The organism is Salipiger sp. CCB-MM3, from assembly GCF_001687105.1.
In the GTDB taxonomy this organism is placed as follows: Bacteria; Pseudomonadota; Alphaproteobacteria; order Rhodobacterales; family Rhodobacteraceae; genus Salipiger.
This window is the reverse complement of the sequence record NZ_CP014596.1, coordinates 112,355-126,448: the sequence shown is the minus strand read 5'-3', so window position 1 is coordinate 126,448 and position 14,094 is coordinate 112,355. Positions and strand designations below refer to the sequence as shown.

The following is a 14,094-nucleotide window of genomic DNA, read 5'->3' as shown; positions in this document are numbered from 1 at the left end:
GCGCCTGCCCCCTGCGCCATGATCGCCGCGAAGGAGAGCCCAATGCGCAAGTTCCTCGTCGTGCTGGATGACAGCCGCGAATGTCTCAATGCCATGCGTTTCGCCGCCATGCGCGCGGCCAAGACCAAGGGCGGCGTGTCGATCCTGTCGGTGATCCCGCCCGATGAGTTCAACCATTGGATCGGCGTGGGTGACATCATGCGCGCCGAGGCCCGCGAGCGGATCGAGGCGCATTTCGAGGTCTTCGCCAAATGGATGCGCGACCGTCAGGGCGTCGATCCCGAACTGGTGGTCCGTGAGGGCGATCCGGTGACGGAGATCCTTGCGCAGGTCGACGAAGACCCATCGATCGGCGTGCTGGTGCTGGGCGCCGCCGCCGACAAGAAGGGGCCGGGACCGCTGGTCAGTCAGATGACCCGCAGTTCGGGCAGTCTGCCGATCCCGCTGACCATCGTGCCGGGAGACATGTCCAAGGAACGGCTCGAGGCGATCACCTGAGCGGCCATCCGTGGTGCCGGAGGGCGGGTGCCTTCTTGGTGCTGCGGTCCGGAGCGCCGACCGTCCGTGTCGGGATTTCTGCCGCTGGACCTGATTTAGAACGATTCCAAAACTTGACGTTGGAGCGGCGGAGGCGCATATAGGGTCCAGCCCGCAAAAAGGACTATCGCAGATGTTCATCCAGACCGAATCCACCCCGAACCCCGCGACGCTGAAGTTCCTGCCGGGCCAGACCGTGCTGGAGGCAGGCACCGCGGATTTCCCCACGCCCGAGGGCGCGGACAACTCGCCGCTGGCCAAGCGCCTGTTCTCGGTCGCCGGTGTCACCGGCGTGTTCTTTGGCAATGATTTCGTCACCGTCACCAAGGACGAAGCCGCTGATTGGGACCATGTGAAGCCCGCCGTTCTGGGCGCGATCATGGAGCATTTCCAGTCCGGCGAGCCGGTCATGGCGGGCGAAGCGCAAGCCTCGGGCCATAAGGCCTTTGAAGGCGAGGACGCTGAAATCGTCGGCCAGATCAAGGAATTGCTCGACAGCCGCGTGCGTCCGGCCGTGGCGCAGGATGGCGGTGACATCACCTTCCACGGCTTTGACCGTGGCGTGGTCTATCTGCACATGCAGGGCGCCTGCGCGGGCTGCCCCTCGTCGACGCTGACGCTGAAGATGGGCATTGAGAACCTGCTGCGCCACTACATCCCCGAAGTGACCGAGGTACGCCCGGTCGCCGTCTGAGCGCTCCGGAGCGATCCATGCCTGATCAACTGATCCTAGCCTTCGACACATCGGCCGCGCATTGCGCGGCCGCTTTGCTGCGTGGCGACGAGGTGCTGGCGGCGAAGGCCGAGGATATGGGCCGTGGACAGGCCGAGCGCCTGATGCCGCTGCTCGAGGAAGTGCTGGCCGAGGGCGGGGTTGTCTGGGGCGATCTTGATCTGATCGCCGTGGGCATCGGACCGGGCAATTTCACCGGGATCCGCATTTCGGTCTCGACCGCCCGCGGGCTGGCGCTGGGGCTGGAGGCTCCGGCCATCGGGGTGAGCACCTTCGAGGCGATCCATCACGAACAGCCCGACGTTCTGGCCGGGGTGCCCGCACCGCGCGGGCAGATCTACGTGCAGCGCAACTGGGAGACCCCGGCGCTGGTCTCTGCCGAAGACAGCGACGCGGTGTTGCCGCCCGAGCCGCGAGATCTGGCGATCCGCATCGCACAGGTCGCCGCGCAGAAGGAGCCGGGCCGCCGTCCTGCTCCGCTTTACATCCGGGCCGCCGATGCCGCGCCGTCGCGCGATGCGGCGCCGCGCTTGCTGGACTAAGCGCATGAGCCTGACCGCCGCCGAACTGGCCGCGCTCTCGGCCCGCGCCTACACCCATATGGACCCTTGGACCGAGGCGGCATTTGCGGGCACGCTCGATCAGCCCTCCAGCCTGCTGGTGCGCGGGGAGGGCGCCTTTGTGCTTGGCCGCGTGGTGCTGGACGAGGCGGAGATCCTCGCGCTTGCCACCAATCCTGCGCAGCAGCGCAAGGGGGCAGGGCGGGCGGTTCTGCAGGCCTTTGAGGCGCAGGCCGCGGCCCGCGGTGTGGCCACTGTCTTTCTTGAGGTGGCGTCGGAAAACCTAGGTGCTCGCGGCTTTTACGAGGCCTGCGGTTATCAGGTGACCGGCCGGCGGAAAGCCTATTACCACCGGCCCGGCGGCGGGCGCGACGATGCGCTGCTCATGAGCCGTGCGCTTACCTGAGGTTAGGCGTTGCGGCAGGCCAACCCTGTGCGTGGACTTGCAAAAACCTGTTGACCCGCCGCTAGGGCAACGCATTATCGGGCATGATCTGCCACAGGGCAGTCCAAAGTGCGGGGCACGCAGAACAGACCCCGCTCGTCCAGACCCGGGAGCACCCTATGACCCTCATGAAATCCATCCTCGGCACCGCCGCAACGCTGGCCCTGACCGCAGGCGCCGCGCTGGCGGATCCGGCGCTGATCTACGACCTCGGCGGCAAGTTCGACAAATCCTTCAACGAGGCCGCCTACAACGGCGCCGAGATGTACGCCAAAGAGACCGGCGGCTCCTACAAGGACATCGAATTGCAGTCTGAAGCCCAGCGTGAGCAGGCCCTGCGCCGCTTTGCCGAGGCTGGCTTCAACCCGGTTGTGACCACCGGCTTCTCGATGTCCTCGCCGATCGCCGCAATCGCCGCGGATTACCCGGACACCAAATTCGTGACCATCGACGGTTTCGTCGACCCTGAAGAGCATCCCAACGTCCTGTCGATCCTCTTCTCCGAGCATGAGGGCTCCTACCTTGTCGGCATGCTGGCGGCGATGGCTTCCGAGTCGGGCACCGTGGGCTTTGTCGGCGGCATGGACATCCCGCTGATCCGCAAATTCGCCTGCGGCTACGCGCAGGGTGCCAAAGCGGTCAGCGATGACATCAACGTGATCTCCAACATGACCGGCACCACCCCCGCCGCATGGAACGACCCGGTGAAGGGCTCGGAGCTGACCAAGGCACAGATCAGCCAGGGCGCCGACGTGATCTTCGCCGCCGCTGGTGGCACCGGCATCGGCGTGCTGCAGACCGCCGCGGACGAGGGCATCCTCTCGGTCGGCGTCGACAGCAACCAGAACTACCTGCACCCGGGCAAGGTTCTGACCTCCATGCTCAAGCGCGTCGATGTGGCCGTGGCTGAGGCGATGACCGAAGGCACCGAGCTCAAGACCGGCGTGAAGGTGCTGGGCCTTGCCGAGAACGGCGTCGGCTACGCGCTCGACGAGAACAACGCCGAGCTGCTCTCTGACGAGATGAAAGCCGCCGTTGACGAGGCGCGCGAGAAGATCGTGGCTGGCGAGATCGAGGTTCACGATTACTCGGCGGATGACAGCTGCCCCGCGCTGAACTTCTGATCACCTCTTGACGATCGGGGGCGTGCCTGCTGGCGTGTCCCCGATTTCTGCTTTCGTGTGGCCCGGTTCCTCGTTTACAGGAGGCCGGGCCGTACTATCCAATGCCGTGAGGCTCCGCATGAACGACATCCCCGCCATCGAGCTGAAGGGCATCTCCAAAGCCTTCGGCCCCGTCCAGGCCAACAAGGATATCTCGATCCGCGTGATGCCCGGCACGATCCACGGCATCATCGGCGAGAATGGCGCCGGTAAATCCACCCTCATGTCCATCCTCTACGGCTTCTACAAGGCCGACGCGGGCGAGATCTGGGTGAATGGCGCCAAGAAGGACATCACCGACAGTCAGGCCGCGATCTCGGCGGGCATCGGCATGGTGTTCCAGCACTTCAAGCTGGTGCAGAACTTCACGGTGCTGGAGAACGTCATCCTCGGCGCCGAGGACGGACCGATGCTGCGCCCCTCGCTGGCGCGCGCACGGGGCGTTCTGAAACAGCTGGCCGAGGAATACGAACTGGCCGTCGATCCCGACGAGTTGGTCGAGAACCTCTCGGTCGGCCACCAGCAGCGCGTCGAGATCCTCAAGGCGCTCTACCGTCAGGCCGATATTCTCATCCTCGACGAGCCCACCGGGGTGCTGACCCCGGCCGAGGCCGATCACCTCTTCCGCATCCTCGACCACCTGCGGGCCGAGGGCAAAACCGTCATCCTGATCACCCACAAGCTGCGCGAGATCATGGAGATCACCGACACCGTCTCGGTGATGCGCCGCGGGCAGATGACCGCCACCGTCAAGACCGCCGAAACCTCGCCCGAGCAGCTCGCCGAGTTGATGGTCGGGCGCAAGGTGCTGCTGCGTGTCGACAAGGCCGCCGCGCAGCCCGGCGAGGTGCTGCTCGACGTGCAGGACCTGCGCCATGTGGACAGCGCCGGGGTCGAGCGGCTCAAGGGCGTGTCGCTGCAGCTGCGCGCCGGTGAGGTGCTGGGCATCGCGGGCGTCGCGGGCAATGGCCAGTCAGAGCTTCTGTCGGTGCTGGGCGGCTCTGCCGAGGGCACCGGCACGGTGATCATGCACGGCCAAAACCTGCCGCTCTCGGGTGCCGGAGCCGATGGCAGCGCACGCCGTGCTGCCGGCATCGGCCATGTGCCCGAAGACCGCCAGCACGAAGGGCTGATCATGGCCTATACCGCGTGGGAAAACACCGTCTTCGGCTACCACCGCGATCCGCATTACCAGTCGGGCATCCTGATGAACAATGCGCTGATCCGCGAGGAGGCGCAGGACAAGATGACGCGCTATGACGTGCGCCCGCCGAACCCGGCGCTGGCCGCGCGCAACTTCTCGGGCGGCAACCAGCAAAAGATCGTGCTCGCGCGCGAGATCGAGCGCGACCCCGAGGTGCTGCTGATCGGTCAGCCCACCCGCGGCGTCGACATTGGCGCCATCGAGTTCATCCACCAAGAGATCATCCGCCTGCGTGACAAGGGCAAGGCGATCCTTCTGGTCTCGGTGGAGCTTGACGAGATCTTCTCGCTGTCCGACCGCATCGCGGTGATGTTCGACGGCAAGATCATGGGCGAGCGGATGCCGGATGAGACCGACCAGACCGAGCTTGGCCTGCTGATGGCCGGGGTCACCGAAAAGCCCGAAGGCAAGCTCATCGACGCGGTGGACGCCTCGCTGCACGAGAAAGAAGCGCGCGAGGCAAGCCAGCATGACTGACCGCGCCGCTTCATTGTTCCCCAAATACGCCCGCCGGAGGCATCAGCGCCCGCAGGGCGCTGCCCGGACCAGAAAGACGAACGAGGTTCCGAATGGATAAGATGCCCGCCTGGGCCGATGCGGTGCTCGTGCCCCTGATCTCGATCCTGCTGGCGGCGATCCTGTCGGCCGGCGTGATCCTCGCCATTGGCGAGAACCCGATCGAGGCCTTCAAGCTGATGGTCGACGGCGCGCTGATGCGCTCGTCCGGCTGGGGCTACACGCTCTACTATACGACCAACTTCATCTTCACCGGCCTCTGCGTCGCCATCGCTTTTCATGCCAAGATGTTCAACATCGGCGGCGAAGGGCAGGCGATGATCGGCGGGCTGGGGGTGGCGCTGGCGTGCCTGTTCATCCCCTTCCCGCATTGGTCGGTGGCGCTTTTGGTGGCGACGCTGGCAGCGGCGGCTTTCGGCGCGGCATGGGCCTTCATCCCGGCATGGCTGCAGGCCAAGCGCGGCAGCCACATCGTGATCACCACGATCATGTTCAATTTCATCGCCGCGGCGCTGCTGAACTACGTTCTGGTGAACCTGCTGCGCCCCGTCGGCGCCATGGAGCCCGCCACCGGCACATTCCCGGCAGCGACCCATCTGCCGACGTTTCAGGATATGTTCGCCACCGAGGGCAACCCGCTCTTTCGCGGCTCGCCCGCAAATGTGACCTTCTTCCTTGCGGTCGCCGCCTGCATCGCCTTCTGGTTCCTCATCTGGCGCACCAAGCTCGGCTATGAGATCCGCGCCTTCGGTCAGTCCGAAAGCGCCGCGCGCTATGCGGGCATCTCGCCGGTGCGCATCACCGTGGTCGCCATGCTGATCTCCGGCGGGCTTGCGGGGATGATGGCGCTCAACACCACCATGGGCGAGGCCGAACGGCTGGTGCTCAACGCGACCGAGGGCGCGGGCTTCATCGGCATCGCCGTGGCGCTCATGGGCCGCTCGCACCCGGTGGGCGTGTTCCTTGCGGCGCTGCTCTTCGGCTTTCTCTATCAGGGCGGGGCGGAATTGGCGCTTTGGACCAATATCCCGCGTGAGCTGATCACCGTGATTCAGGCGCTGGTGATCCTCTTCACCGGGGCGCTCGACAATATGGTCCGCCTGCCGCTCGAAAAGCTCTTCATGTCCATGCGCCGGAGGTCCTCGTGATGGATTACGCGACGCTTCTGCAGGTGCTCGATTCCACCGTGCGCCTCGCCACGCCGCTGCTGCTGGCCTGCCTTGCGGGGCTGTTCTCGGAACGCTCGGGCATCGTCGACATCGGGCTCGAGGGCAAGATGCTCGCCGCGGCTTTTCTGTCGGCGGCCATCGCGGCGGTCACCGGCTCGGTCTGGCTCGGCCTTCTGGCGGGCATCGCCGCCTCGATGCTGATGTCGTTCATCCACGGCTTCGCCTCGATCACCTTCCGCGGCAATCAGCTGATCTCGGGCGTGGCGATCAACTTCCTCGCCTCGGGGCTGACGGTGCTCATCGCGCAGGACTGGTTCTCTCAGGGCGGGCGCACGCCCTCGCTGATGGGCGGCGGCCGCTTCGAGAGCATCACGCTGCCCTTCGCCGAGGCGCTGCGCGGCGTGCCCGTCATCGGCCCGCTCTATTACGAGCTGATCTCCGGCCATTCAATCCTCGTCTATGTCGCCTTCCTGATGGTGCCGCTGACCTGGTGGATCCTCTATCGCACCCGCTTTGGCCTGCGCCTGCGCGCGGTGGGCGAAGCGCCCGAGGCGGTGGACACCGCCGGTGTCTCGGTGGTTGCGCTGCGCTATGCGGCAATCGCCATCTGCGGGCTGCTCTGCGGCCTCGCGGGCGCTTACCTAGCCACCGGCCTGCAGGCGGGCTTCGTGCGCGAGATGACCGCCGGGCGCGGCTATATCGCGCTGGCGGCGCTGATCTTCGCCAAATGGCGGCCGTGGTACGCGCTCTATGCCTGCCTGCTCTTCGGCCTGCTGCAGGCGGTGGCGCTGCGCTATCAGAACATTGACCTTGGCGGGATCATCATCCCGGTACAGGTGATGGACGCGCTGCCCTACATCCTGACCGTGGTGATCCTTGCCGGTTTCGTCGGCAAGGCGATCCCGCCGCGCGCCGGCGGCGAGCCATATGTGAAGGAACGCTGAGGCGGCTTGAACAAAGGTGCGAGGGGCGCTGCCCCTCGCGCTCCCCGGCGTATTTTAGAAGAGAAGAAGGGACATGCGCTGCGGCAGCGGGCTTCTTCTCTTTAAAAATATGCATCGCTGCACCAGCCACCCGGCGCGGCGCGGGGGCTGTGTGAATTCCGCCGCGACACATCAACGTCACATCCCGCTTGGTTGCCAAATCGCCAGCGCGGACGCAAAGTCAGCGGCATGCAGATCTACCTCCCCATCGCCGAGGTTTCGGTCAATGTCTTCCTGCTCTTCGGTCTGGGCGGGATCGTCGGCGTTCTGTCGGGAATGTTCGGCGTCGGCGGCGGCTTTCTGATCACGCCGCTGCTGTTCTTCATGGGCATTCCGCCCGCCGTCGCCGTGGCCACCGGCGCCAACCAGATCGTTGCAAGTTCGATCTCCGGCGTGCTGGCGCATTTCAAGCGCAAGACGGTGGACCTGCGGATGGGGCTGGTGCTGCTGGCGGGAGGCCTCGTCGGCGCGGCGCTGGGGGTCTGGATCTTCAACCTGCTGAAAGAGATGGGGCAGGTCGATCTTCTGGTGCGGCTTTGCTATGTGGTGTTTCTGGGGATCATCGGCGGGCTGATGTTCGTCGAGAGCCTCAACGCCATCTTCAAATCGCGCAAGGGCGCGGCCCCTAAGCGGCGCCACCACGGCTGGGTGCACGGGCTGCCGTTCAAGATGCGCTTCCGCACCTCGGGGCTCTACATCTCGGCGATCCCGCCGGTGCTGGTCGGCTTTTCGGTGGGCGTGCTGGCGGCGATCATGGGGGTGGGCGGCGGCTTCATCATGGTGCCGGCGATGATCTACCTGCTGGGAATGCCCACGAAGGTGGTGGTCGGCACCTCGCTGTTTCAGATCATCTTTGTCAGCGCCTTCACCACGCTGCTGCACGCCAGCACCAACTACACCGTCGACATCCTGCTGGCGCTGATCCTGATCCTCGGCGGGGTCATCGGCGCGCAGATCGGCACCGCCTTCGGCACAAGGCTCAAGGCCGAGCAGCTGCGCATTGCGCTGGCCTCGCTGGTGCTGCTGGTCTGCGGCAAGCTGGCGCTGGAGCTCTTCATCACCCCATCTGAACTTTACGAACTGGTGGCGGGATGAGACTTCTGGCCGCGCTTCTTCTGCTGATCGCCGCGCTGCCCGCGCGGGCCGAAGAGGTGGTCATGGGGCTGTCGCGCACCAATGTATCGATCACCACCGATTTCGACGGCTCCGACATTCTCATCTTCGGCGCGGTCAAACGCGAGGCGGCGATCCAGCGCGACCCGCCCTTGCAGGTGATCGTCACTGTCGAGGGCCCGCTCGAGCCGGTCACCGTCTGGCGCAAGGCGCGCAAGCTGGGCATTTGGGTCAATGCCGAGGCGGTGGAGATCGACAGCGCGCCGAGCTTTTACGCGGTCGCCACTTCGGCGCCATGGAATGAGACCATCTCTGCGGTCGAGGACCTGCGCCATGAGGTCTCGATCCCGCGTGCCATCCGCTCGGTCGGGGCGCCGATGGACATTATGGATTCCGAGGCGTTCACCGAGGCGCTGATCCGCGTGCGCGAGCGGCAGGGTCTCTACCGCGTCGAGGAAGACAGCGTCGAACTGCGTGACAGCACGCTGTTCGACACCTCGATCTCCATGCCCGCGAATATTTCCGAGGGGCGCTATCTGACCCGCGTGCTGCTGACCCGCGGCGGCAAGGTGGTGGCCGAGCACGACAGCGAAATTCAGGTCGGCAAGGTTGGGCTGGAGCGCTGGCTGTTTACGCTTTCGCGGCAGATGCCGCTGGCCTATGGGCTGTTGTCGCTGGCCATCGCGGCGATCGCCGGCTGGGGCGCTTCGGCGGCGTTCCGGGCGATCCGCTCGGGATGAGCCGGCCCGCGCCCGCCCGCCGCGCCGACTATGCGGCCTTCTTTGCCATTCCTACCCGCTGGGAGGACAATGATGCCTACGGGCATCTGAACAACGCCGCCTATCACTCCTTCATCGACACCGCGGTGACGCTCTGGCAGCTGGATCGCGGTATACCCATCGAAGGCGAGGGGGTGCTGCGCTCGCTGGTGGTCGAGAACGGCTGCACCTATCATGCCGAGGCGCGGTTTCCCGACCTTCTGCACGCGGGGCTGCGCTGTGGCCACCTTGGGCGCAGTTCGGCCCGCTTCGAGGTGGGGCTGTTCCGCAATGACGACGAGAGCGCCTGCGCCGAGGGCTTTGTGGTGCATGTGGCCGCCGATACCGAAAACCGCCCCGTGCCAATCCCGACCGACTACCGCGCGGCGCTGGAGACCATCCTGCGCGGCGGCTGACCACCCCGAGAACCCAACCCCAAGGAGACCGCGCCATGACCGGCATTCCCGTGAACCCCGAGCGTTTTCTGTCCGACCTGCACATGCTGCGCAGCTTCGGCGCGACCGGGGTCGGCAAGGGCGTGTGCCGCCCGGCTTTCTCGGAGGCGGATATCGCTGCGCGCGATTGGCTGGCGGGGCGCATGGAAGAGGCGGGGCTGCGCAGCCATTTCGACCCGGTGGGCTCGCTCTTCGGGCTGACCGACGGGCCATCGCTGCTCATCGGTTCGCACTCCGACAGTCAGGTCGAGGGTGGCTGGCTCGATGGTGCGCTGGGGGTGATCGCCGGGCTCGAGGTGGCGCGCGCGGCGCAGGAGGCGGGCGGCCCGCCGGTGTCCTGCGTGTCGTTTCAAGATGAGGAAGGGCGCTTTGGCGTGACCACCGGCAGCGCCATCTGGGGCGGCAACATCAGCCTTGCCGAAGCCGACGCGCTGCAGGGTCCCGATGGTGTGACTCTGGCCGAGGCGCGCAAGGGCCTCGGGGCGCGCGCCGGGGCGTTCCTCGATCCCGACCGGTTCACCGGATTTCTGGAAATGCACATCGAGCAGGGCCCGGTGCTCGACACGGAGGGCGGCAGCCTCGGCGTGGTCGAGGCCATCGTGGGCATGCGCAACCAGACCATGGTGCTCAAGGGTCAGCAGAACCACGCAGGCACCACGCCGATGCGCCTGCGCAAGGATGCGTTTCAGGGGCTCGCCACATTCACCACGCGGCTCAATGAGCGGCTGCGCAACGTGGTCACCCCGGCGACGGTCTGGACCATCGGCCATGTGGAGGTGCATCCCAACGCCCATGCCATCGTGCCCGGCGAGGTGCGCTTTACCCTGCAATGGCGCGACGGCGACGCGGACCGGCTGGATCGGATCGAGGCCATCGCTCGCGAGACGATCAACGAGGTCTGCGCCGAGACCGGGCTGGAACTGACATTCGCGCCGAAGCTGGAACTGGCGCCGGTGACTATGGATGCGCGGCTGCGCGCGGCGCTGGAGCAGGGGGCCGAGGCCGCCGCGCCGGGTGCGTGGCGGCTGATGCCCTCGGGGGCTCTGCACGATGCCACCAACCTGTCGAACCTGATGCCGGTGGCCATGCTTTTCGTGCCGTCGATCGGCGGGATCAGCCATGATTTTGCCGAAGATACGCATGAGGCGGATCTGGTGACCGGGCTGCAGGCGCTGGCCGGAGCGGTGGCGGCGCTCGGCTGAAGGCTTGGCGGCGTGGGGAACCGGCTGCGCGCAGGCACGTTAATCCGGTGACACAACCGGAGGATACGGCCATGAAGGATGTTCCGAGAGACCAGCACGTGATCACCGCCAGCGCCCGCCAGCTTGAGTTGCTGGACCATCTGCAGGCGCGCAGCGTCGGCGCACGGGCATGGTTTGATGAAATGGTCGAAAAGGCCGATCCCGAGTTCCGCTTTGTCGCCGTGCGCTTTCACGGGCTGCATGTGGAGCAGGTACAGCGCCTGACGGCGCTGATCACCGCCGTCGGCGGCGAGGCTGACCCGTCCGAAACCATGAGCGCCGCGATGAAGCGCGCCGGGCTTTCGGTGCGCTCGGTCTTTGGCGGCATCGACGGCGATATGATGGACCGCATCCGCGCGTCCGAGGCCAAGGTGCTGGCGGGCTTCACCGAGGTGATCAAAGCCATGGAGCCCTCGCGCTACCGCGACGAGTTGGTGCAGATGCAGGGCGAGTTGCAGGACCTTCTGCAAGGGGTGCAGAGCGAAGAGCGTTCGCTTCCCGACGTGCCGAAGGAAGACTGAGGCACGCGGCTGCCTAGGCCTAGGCCCAGTCCACATCCCCCAGAAAGATATAGCCCGCGCCATAGATCGTCTTGATCAGGCGCGGGTTCTTCGGGTCCTCGCGCAGCTTGGTGCGCAGGCGCGAGATACGCACGTCCATCGCCCGGTCAAAGCTTTCCCCCGCCGCGCCGCCAAGGCTTTCTTGCATATGCGCGCGGGTGATCAGACGTTTCGGGCTTTCCAGAAACAGCCGCAAAACCGCGCCCTCCGCATGGGAGAAGGGGGTTTCCGCGCCCTTGGCGTCTTCCAGAACATAGCGATCGAAATGCGCGGTCCAGCCCGCGAAACGGGCGGTCTCGCTGCGGGTGGGCGCGCTGCGTGGGGCGCGCAGGCGGGCGCGGACGCGGGCGACCACTTCGGCCGGATCGAAGGGTTTGATGATGTAGTCGTCTGCACCCAGTTCCAGCCCCGTCACCCGGTCCTGCACCTGCGCGCGTCCCGAGACGATGATCACCGAGGCGCCCTGTTCCAGCGCCAGCCGGTGCACGAGGCTCAGACCGTCGCGATCAGGCAGGCCGAGATCCACGAGGCAGACATCCGGCGTGGCGCGTTTCAGCGCCGCCTCGAACTCGGTCGCGCGCCCAAAGGCCATAGTGCGAAAGCCCGCCTCGGTCAGCGCCTCGGAGAGGATCGCCCGGATCGCCGGCTCGTCGTCGAGGATCGAAATCAGCGGCGCGCTCATGCGGGCACCATGCCGAGGAAGGCTGCGAGCTGGCCCTCGCTGAAGGGCTTTGCGATCACCGGGGCCGCAGCCTCGGCGGCCTCGCGGCGCGGATCGCCCGGCGGCAGCGAGGTCATCAGCCGCACGTTCAGACCGGGCAGGGCGGCGGGCAGCGCCGAGCCGGGGGTGCCGCCCTCCAGCAGCACATCCGAAAGCACGAGGGCCAGATCCAATCCCTCGGCCAGCGCCTTCGCCTCTGGCACGGAGGACGCCTCGACCACCGCATGGCCAAGCGCGGTGAGCATGTCGCGCAGCTGCTCGCGCAGTTCGGGGTCATCCTCGACCAGCAGCGCAAGCCCGCGCGCGCGGGGCGGCAGCGCCGGGGCGGGGCGCAGCGGCAGGCGCAAAGTGACCCGCGCGCCGCGCGCGCCATTGGCCAGCTTGATCGTCCCGCCAGCGAGCTTGGCCATGTCGTAGACCATGGCGAGCCCCAGCCCCGACCCGGCGCCGCCCTTGGTGGTGAAGAAGGGATCAAGCCCGTGGCGCAGCGCCTCTTCCGAAAAGCCGTGCCCGCTGTCGCTGACCGCCAGTTCCAGCCATGTGCCCTGCACCGCGCGCATGTCGAGGCGGATGTGCCCGCCGCCCGCGCTTGCCGCGCCGCAGGCATCGCGGGCGTTCAGCACGAGGTTCAGCGCCGCGTCCTGCAACAGCCCCGGATCGAGCAGGAAGGCACCCTGTGGCGCCGGGCCGATCTCCAGCGTCACATTCTCGGGCAGCGCCGGACCGGCCAGCGTGCGCAGGTCGCGCAGGAAATCGGCGAGGTCCACCGGCTCCGGCGTCCACGCGCGCGGCGCGGTGATCCCGGCGATGCGGTCGAGCAGCGCGCCACCGCGCCGTGCCGCCTGCAGCGTGCCGCTGACCAGCGGCGCGGCCTCGTCCGGCAGGGCCATGCGCGCGAGCTTGGACTGCATGCCAAGGATAATCGTCAACAGGTTCGAAAAGTCATGCGCCAGCCCCGAGGTCAGCTGTGCCGCGAGTTCGCGCCGCCGCGCCTGCTGCAGCGCCGCGCGGGCTTGGGTTTCCTCGGTGACATCGAGCGACAGGATGTAGACGCCGCGCTCTGCCGGGTCGGGGGTGAACACCGCACGGATGCGCCGCGACGAGCCCGCGTCGGTGAACTCGAAGATGCTCTGCTCCCCGTCAAGCGCCCGCGCCAGATGCGGGCGCACCTTCTCGTAGGCCGCGCCAAGCGCCTCGGAGACATGCAGACCGGTGATCTCGGACGGGCGCCCGGGCATCACCTGCGAGAGGCGGCGGTTGGAGTAGGTATAGCGCCCCTCGGCGTCGACGCGGGCGATATGGGCGGGCATCATCTCGGTGGTGAGGCGGGTGCGGGCCTCCATTTCGGTCAGCTCGCGCCGGGCCTCTTCGAGCGCCGCATTGGTGGCGGCCAGTTCGCGGTTGCTGGCGGCCAGCGCCTCGGCACGGCGGATGACTTCTTCGGAGAGCAGTTCCGAGCGGGTGCGCAGCAGATCCTCCTGCGCCTTCACGGCGGTGATATCGGTGTAGACGGTGACCCAGCCGCCCTGCGGCAGCGGCGATCCTTCGACCGAGATCCAGCGCCCATTGGCGCGGCGGCGCTCCATGTAGTGGGGCGCGAAGGCGCGGGCCTGCTCGACGCGGACGCGCAGAAACTCCTCGGGGTCATCTACCTCGCCGTATTCGCCCGCCTCGATCAGATGGCGCACCGTGTCTTCGAAACTGGCACCGGGGCGGGTCAGCCGCTCGGGCAGGTCGAACATCTCGGCAAAGCGGCGGTTGCAGACCGCCAGCCGCAAATCGCGATCATAGATCGACAGCGCCTGCTGAATGAGATTCAGCCCGGCCTGCGTCAGCGCATCCTTATCCATCCGATGTGGTCCATCCCTCACTCCTCCGCTCTAAGGGCTAGCATTGCCCGGCGGCAGAGAGAAGCGTGGCGCGACGTCGCGCGCCA

At 66.8% G+C, this 14,094-nt stretch carries 15 protein-coding genes; 13 read left to right on the top strand and 2 right to left on the bottom strand.

The annotated features are described in order from the left end of the window. Positions 1–42 precede the first annotated feature (42 nt). The 13 genes from AYJ57_RS14520 to AYJ57_RS14460 all read left to right on the top strand — a co-directional run bounded on the left by AYJ57_RS14520 (position 43) and on the right by AYJ57_RS14460 (position 11,398). Positions 43–498, top strand: coding sequence for a universal stress protein (locus tag AYJ57_RS14520; protein ID WP_066107462.1), 456 nt, complete (start codon positions 43–45; stop codon positions 496–498). Between the two features lie 172 nt (positions 499–670). After that, a complete protein-coding gene (locus tag AYJ57_RS14515; RefSeq protein WP_066107460.1) occupies positions 671–1,231 on the top strand; it encodes a NifU family protein in 561 nt (186 codons plus the stop codon). A gap of 17 nt (positions 1,232–1,248) precedes the next feature. Next, complete coding sequence (gene tsaB / locus AYJ57_RS14510) at positions 1,249–1,812, top strand: tRNA (adenosine(37)-N6)-threonylcarbamoyltransferase complex dimerization subunit type 1 TsaB (RefSeq protein WP_066107457.1); 564 nt, start codon at positions 1,249–1,251, stop codon at positions 1,810–1,812. 4 nt (positions 1,813–1,816) lie between these two features. Further along, entirely contained in the window at positions 1,817–2,236 is a 420-nt protein-coding gene (rimI, locus tag AYJ57_RS14505; protein ID WP_237220245.1) for a ribosomal protein S18-alanine N-acetyltransferase, read from the top strand. A 158-nt stretch (positions 2,237–2,394) separates the two neighbouring features. Beyond that, positions 2,395–3,399 carry a BMP family lipoprotein gene (locus AYJ57_RS14500; protein WP_066107453.1) on the top strand — a complete coding sequence of 335 codons (1,005 nt, stop codon included), beginning with the start codon at positions 2,395–2,397 and terminating at the stop codon, positions 3,397–3,399. Positions 3,400–3,517: 118 nt separating this feature from the next. Further along, positions 3,518–5,119, top strand: coding sequence for an ABC transporter ATP-binding protein (locus tag AYJ57_RS14495; RefSeq protein ID WP_066107450.1), 1,602 nt, complete (start codon positions 3,518–3,520; stop codon positions 5,117–5,119). A 92-nt stretch (positions 5,120–5,211) separates the two neighbouring features. Continuing rightward, positions 5,212–6,306 (top strand): ABC transporter permease, encoded by a 1,095-nt coding sequence (locus tag AYJ57_RS14490; RefSeq protein WP_066107447.1) that lies wholly within the window; start codon positions 5,212–5,214, stop codon positions 6,304–6,306. Then, a complete protein-coding gene (locus tag AYJ57_RS14485) occupies positions 6,306–7,271 on the top strand; it encodes an ABC transporter permease (RefSeq protein WP_066107444.1) in 966 nt (321 codons plus the stop codon). The genes AYJ57_RS14490 and AYJ57_RS14485 overlap by 1 nt, the downstream gene beginning before the upstream one ends. Positions 7,272–7,499: 228 nt before the next feature. Continuing rightward, positions 7,500–8,405 carry a sulfite exporter TauE/SafE family protein gene (locus AYJ57_RS14480; protein WP_066107440.1) on the top strand — a complete coding sequence of 302 codons (906 nt, stop codon included), beginning with the start codon at positions 7,500–7,502 and terminating at the stop codon, positions 8,403–8,405. Beyond that, complete coding sequence (locus tag AYJ57_RS14475; RefSeq protein ID WP_066107438.1) at positions 8,402–9,163, top strand: TIGR02186 family protein; 762 nt, start codon at positions 8,402–8,404, stop codon at positions 9,161–9,163. Before AYJ57_RS14480 ends, AYJ57_RS14475 begins: the two co-directional genes overlap by 4 nt. Then, positions 9,160–9,597 (top strand): acyl-CoA thioesterase, encoded by a 438-nt coding sequence (locus tag AYJ57_RS14470; protein ID WP_066107435.1) that lies wholly within the window; start codon positions 9,160–9,162, stop codon positions 9,595–9,597. Before AYJ57_RS14475 ends, AYJ57_RS14470 begins: the two co-directional genes overlap by 4 nt. 35 nt (positions 9,598–9,632) lie before the next feature. Continuing rightward, positions 9,633–10,838, top strand: a complete 1,206-nt coding sequence (locus tag AYJ57_RS14465; protein WP_066107432.1) for a hydantoinase/carbamoylase family amidase — start codon at positions 9,633–9,635, stop codon at positions 10,836–10,838. 71 nt (positions 10,839–10,909) lie between these two features. Continuing rightward, complete coding sequence (locus AYJ57_RS14460; protein ID WP_066107429.1) at positions 10,910–11,398, top strand: DUF2383 domain-containing protein; 489 nt, start codon at positions 10,910–10,912, stop codon at positions 11,396–11,398. A 19-nt stretch (positions 11,399–11,417) separates the two neighbouring features. On the opposite strand, the gene AYJ57_RS14455 is transcribed toward AYJ57_RS14460, so the two are convergent. Together AYJ57_RS14455 and AYJ57_RS14450 are read right to left on the bottom strand one after the other, a co-directional pair. Beyond that, positions 11,418–12,119, bottom strand: coding sequence for a response regulator transcription factor (locus AYJ57_RS14455; protein WP_066107426.1), 702 nt, complete (start codon positions 12,117–12,119; stop codon positions 11,418–11,420). Then, the gene (locus AYJ57_RS14450; RefSeq protein ID WP_066107422.1) at positions 12,116–14,008 is read right to left on the bottom strand and encodes a hybrid sensor histidine kinase/response regulator; all 1,893 of its coding nucleotides are present in this window, start codon (positions 14,006–14,008) and stop codon (positions 12,116–12,118) included. The genes AYJ57_RS14455 and AYJ57_RS14450 overlap by 4 nt, the downstream gene beginning before the upstream one ends. Positions 14,009–14,094: the final 86 nt, after the last annotated feature.

Bases quoted from the DNA above. Each gene is read 5' to 3' on its own strand.
- tsaB (WP_066107457.1), top strand. From the start codon at position 1,249: ATGCCTGATCAACTGATCCTAGCCTTCGACACATCGGCCGCGCATTGC.
- AYJ57_RS14460 (WP_066107429.1), top strand. From the start codon at position 10,910: ATGAAGGATGTTCCGAGAGACCAGCACGTGATCACCGCCAGCGCCCGC.
- AYJ57_RS14465 (WP_066107432.1), top strand. From the start codon at position 9,633: ATGACCGGCATTCCCGTGAACCCCGAGCGTTTTCTGTCCGACCTGCAC.
- rimI (WP_237220245.1), top strand. From the start codon at position 1,817: ATGAGCCTGACCGCCGCCGAACTGGCCGCGCTCTCGGCCCGCGCCTAC.
- AYJ57_RS14490 (WP_066107447.1), top strand. From the start codon at position 5,212: ATGGATAAGATGCCCGCCTGGGCCGATGCGGTGCTCGTGCCCCTGATC.
- AYJ57_RS14500 (WP_066107453.1), top strand. From the start codon at position 2,395: ATGACCCTCATGAAATCCATCCTCGGCACCGCCGCAACGCTGGCCCTG.
- AYJ57_RS14480 (WP_066107440.1), top strand. From the start codon at position 7,500: ATGCAGATCTACCTCCCCATCGCCGAGGTTTCGGTCAATGTCTTCCTG.
- AYJ57_RS14495 (WP_066107450.1), top strand. From the start codon at position 3,518: ATGAACGACATCCCCGCCATCGAGCTGAAGGGCATCTCCAAAGCCTTC.
- AYJ57_RS14520 (WP_066107462.1), top strand. From the start codon at position 43: ATGCGCAAGTTCCTCGTCGTGCTGGATGACAGCCGCGAATGTCTCAAT.
- AYJ57_RS14515 (WP_066107460.1), top strand. From the start codon at position 671: ATGTTCATCCAGACCGAATCCACCCCGAACCCCGCGACGCTGAAGTTC.
- AYJ57_RS14470 (WP_066107435.1), top strand. From the start codon at position 9,160: ATGAGCCGGCCCGCGCCCGCCCGCCGCGCCGACTATGCGGCCTTCTTT.
- AYJ57_RS14475 (WP_066107438.1), top strand. From the start codon at position 8,402: ATGAGACTTCTGGCCGCGCTTCTTCTGCTGATCGCCGCGCTGCCCGCG.
- AYJ57_RS14485 (WP_066107444.1), top strand. From the start codon at position 6,306: ATGGATTACGCGACGCTTCTGCAGGTGCTCGATTCCACCGTGCGCCTC.
- AYJ57_RS14450 (WP_066107422.1), bottom strand. From the start codon at position 14,008: ATGGATAAGGATGCGCTGACGCAGGCCGGGCTGAATCTCATTCAGCAG.
- AYJ57_RS14455 (WP_066107426.1), bottom strand. From the start codon at position 12,119: ATGAGCGCGCCGCTGATTTCGATCCTCGACGACGAGCCGGCGATCCGG.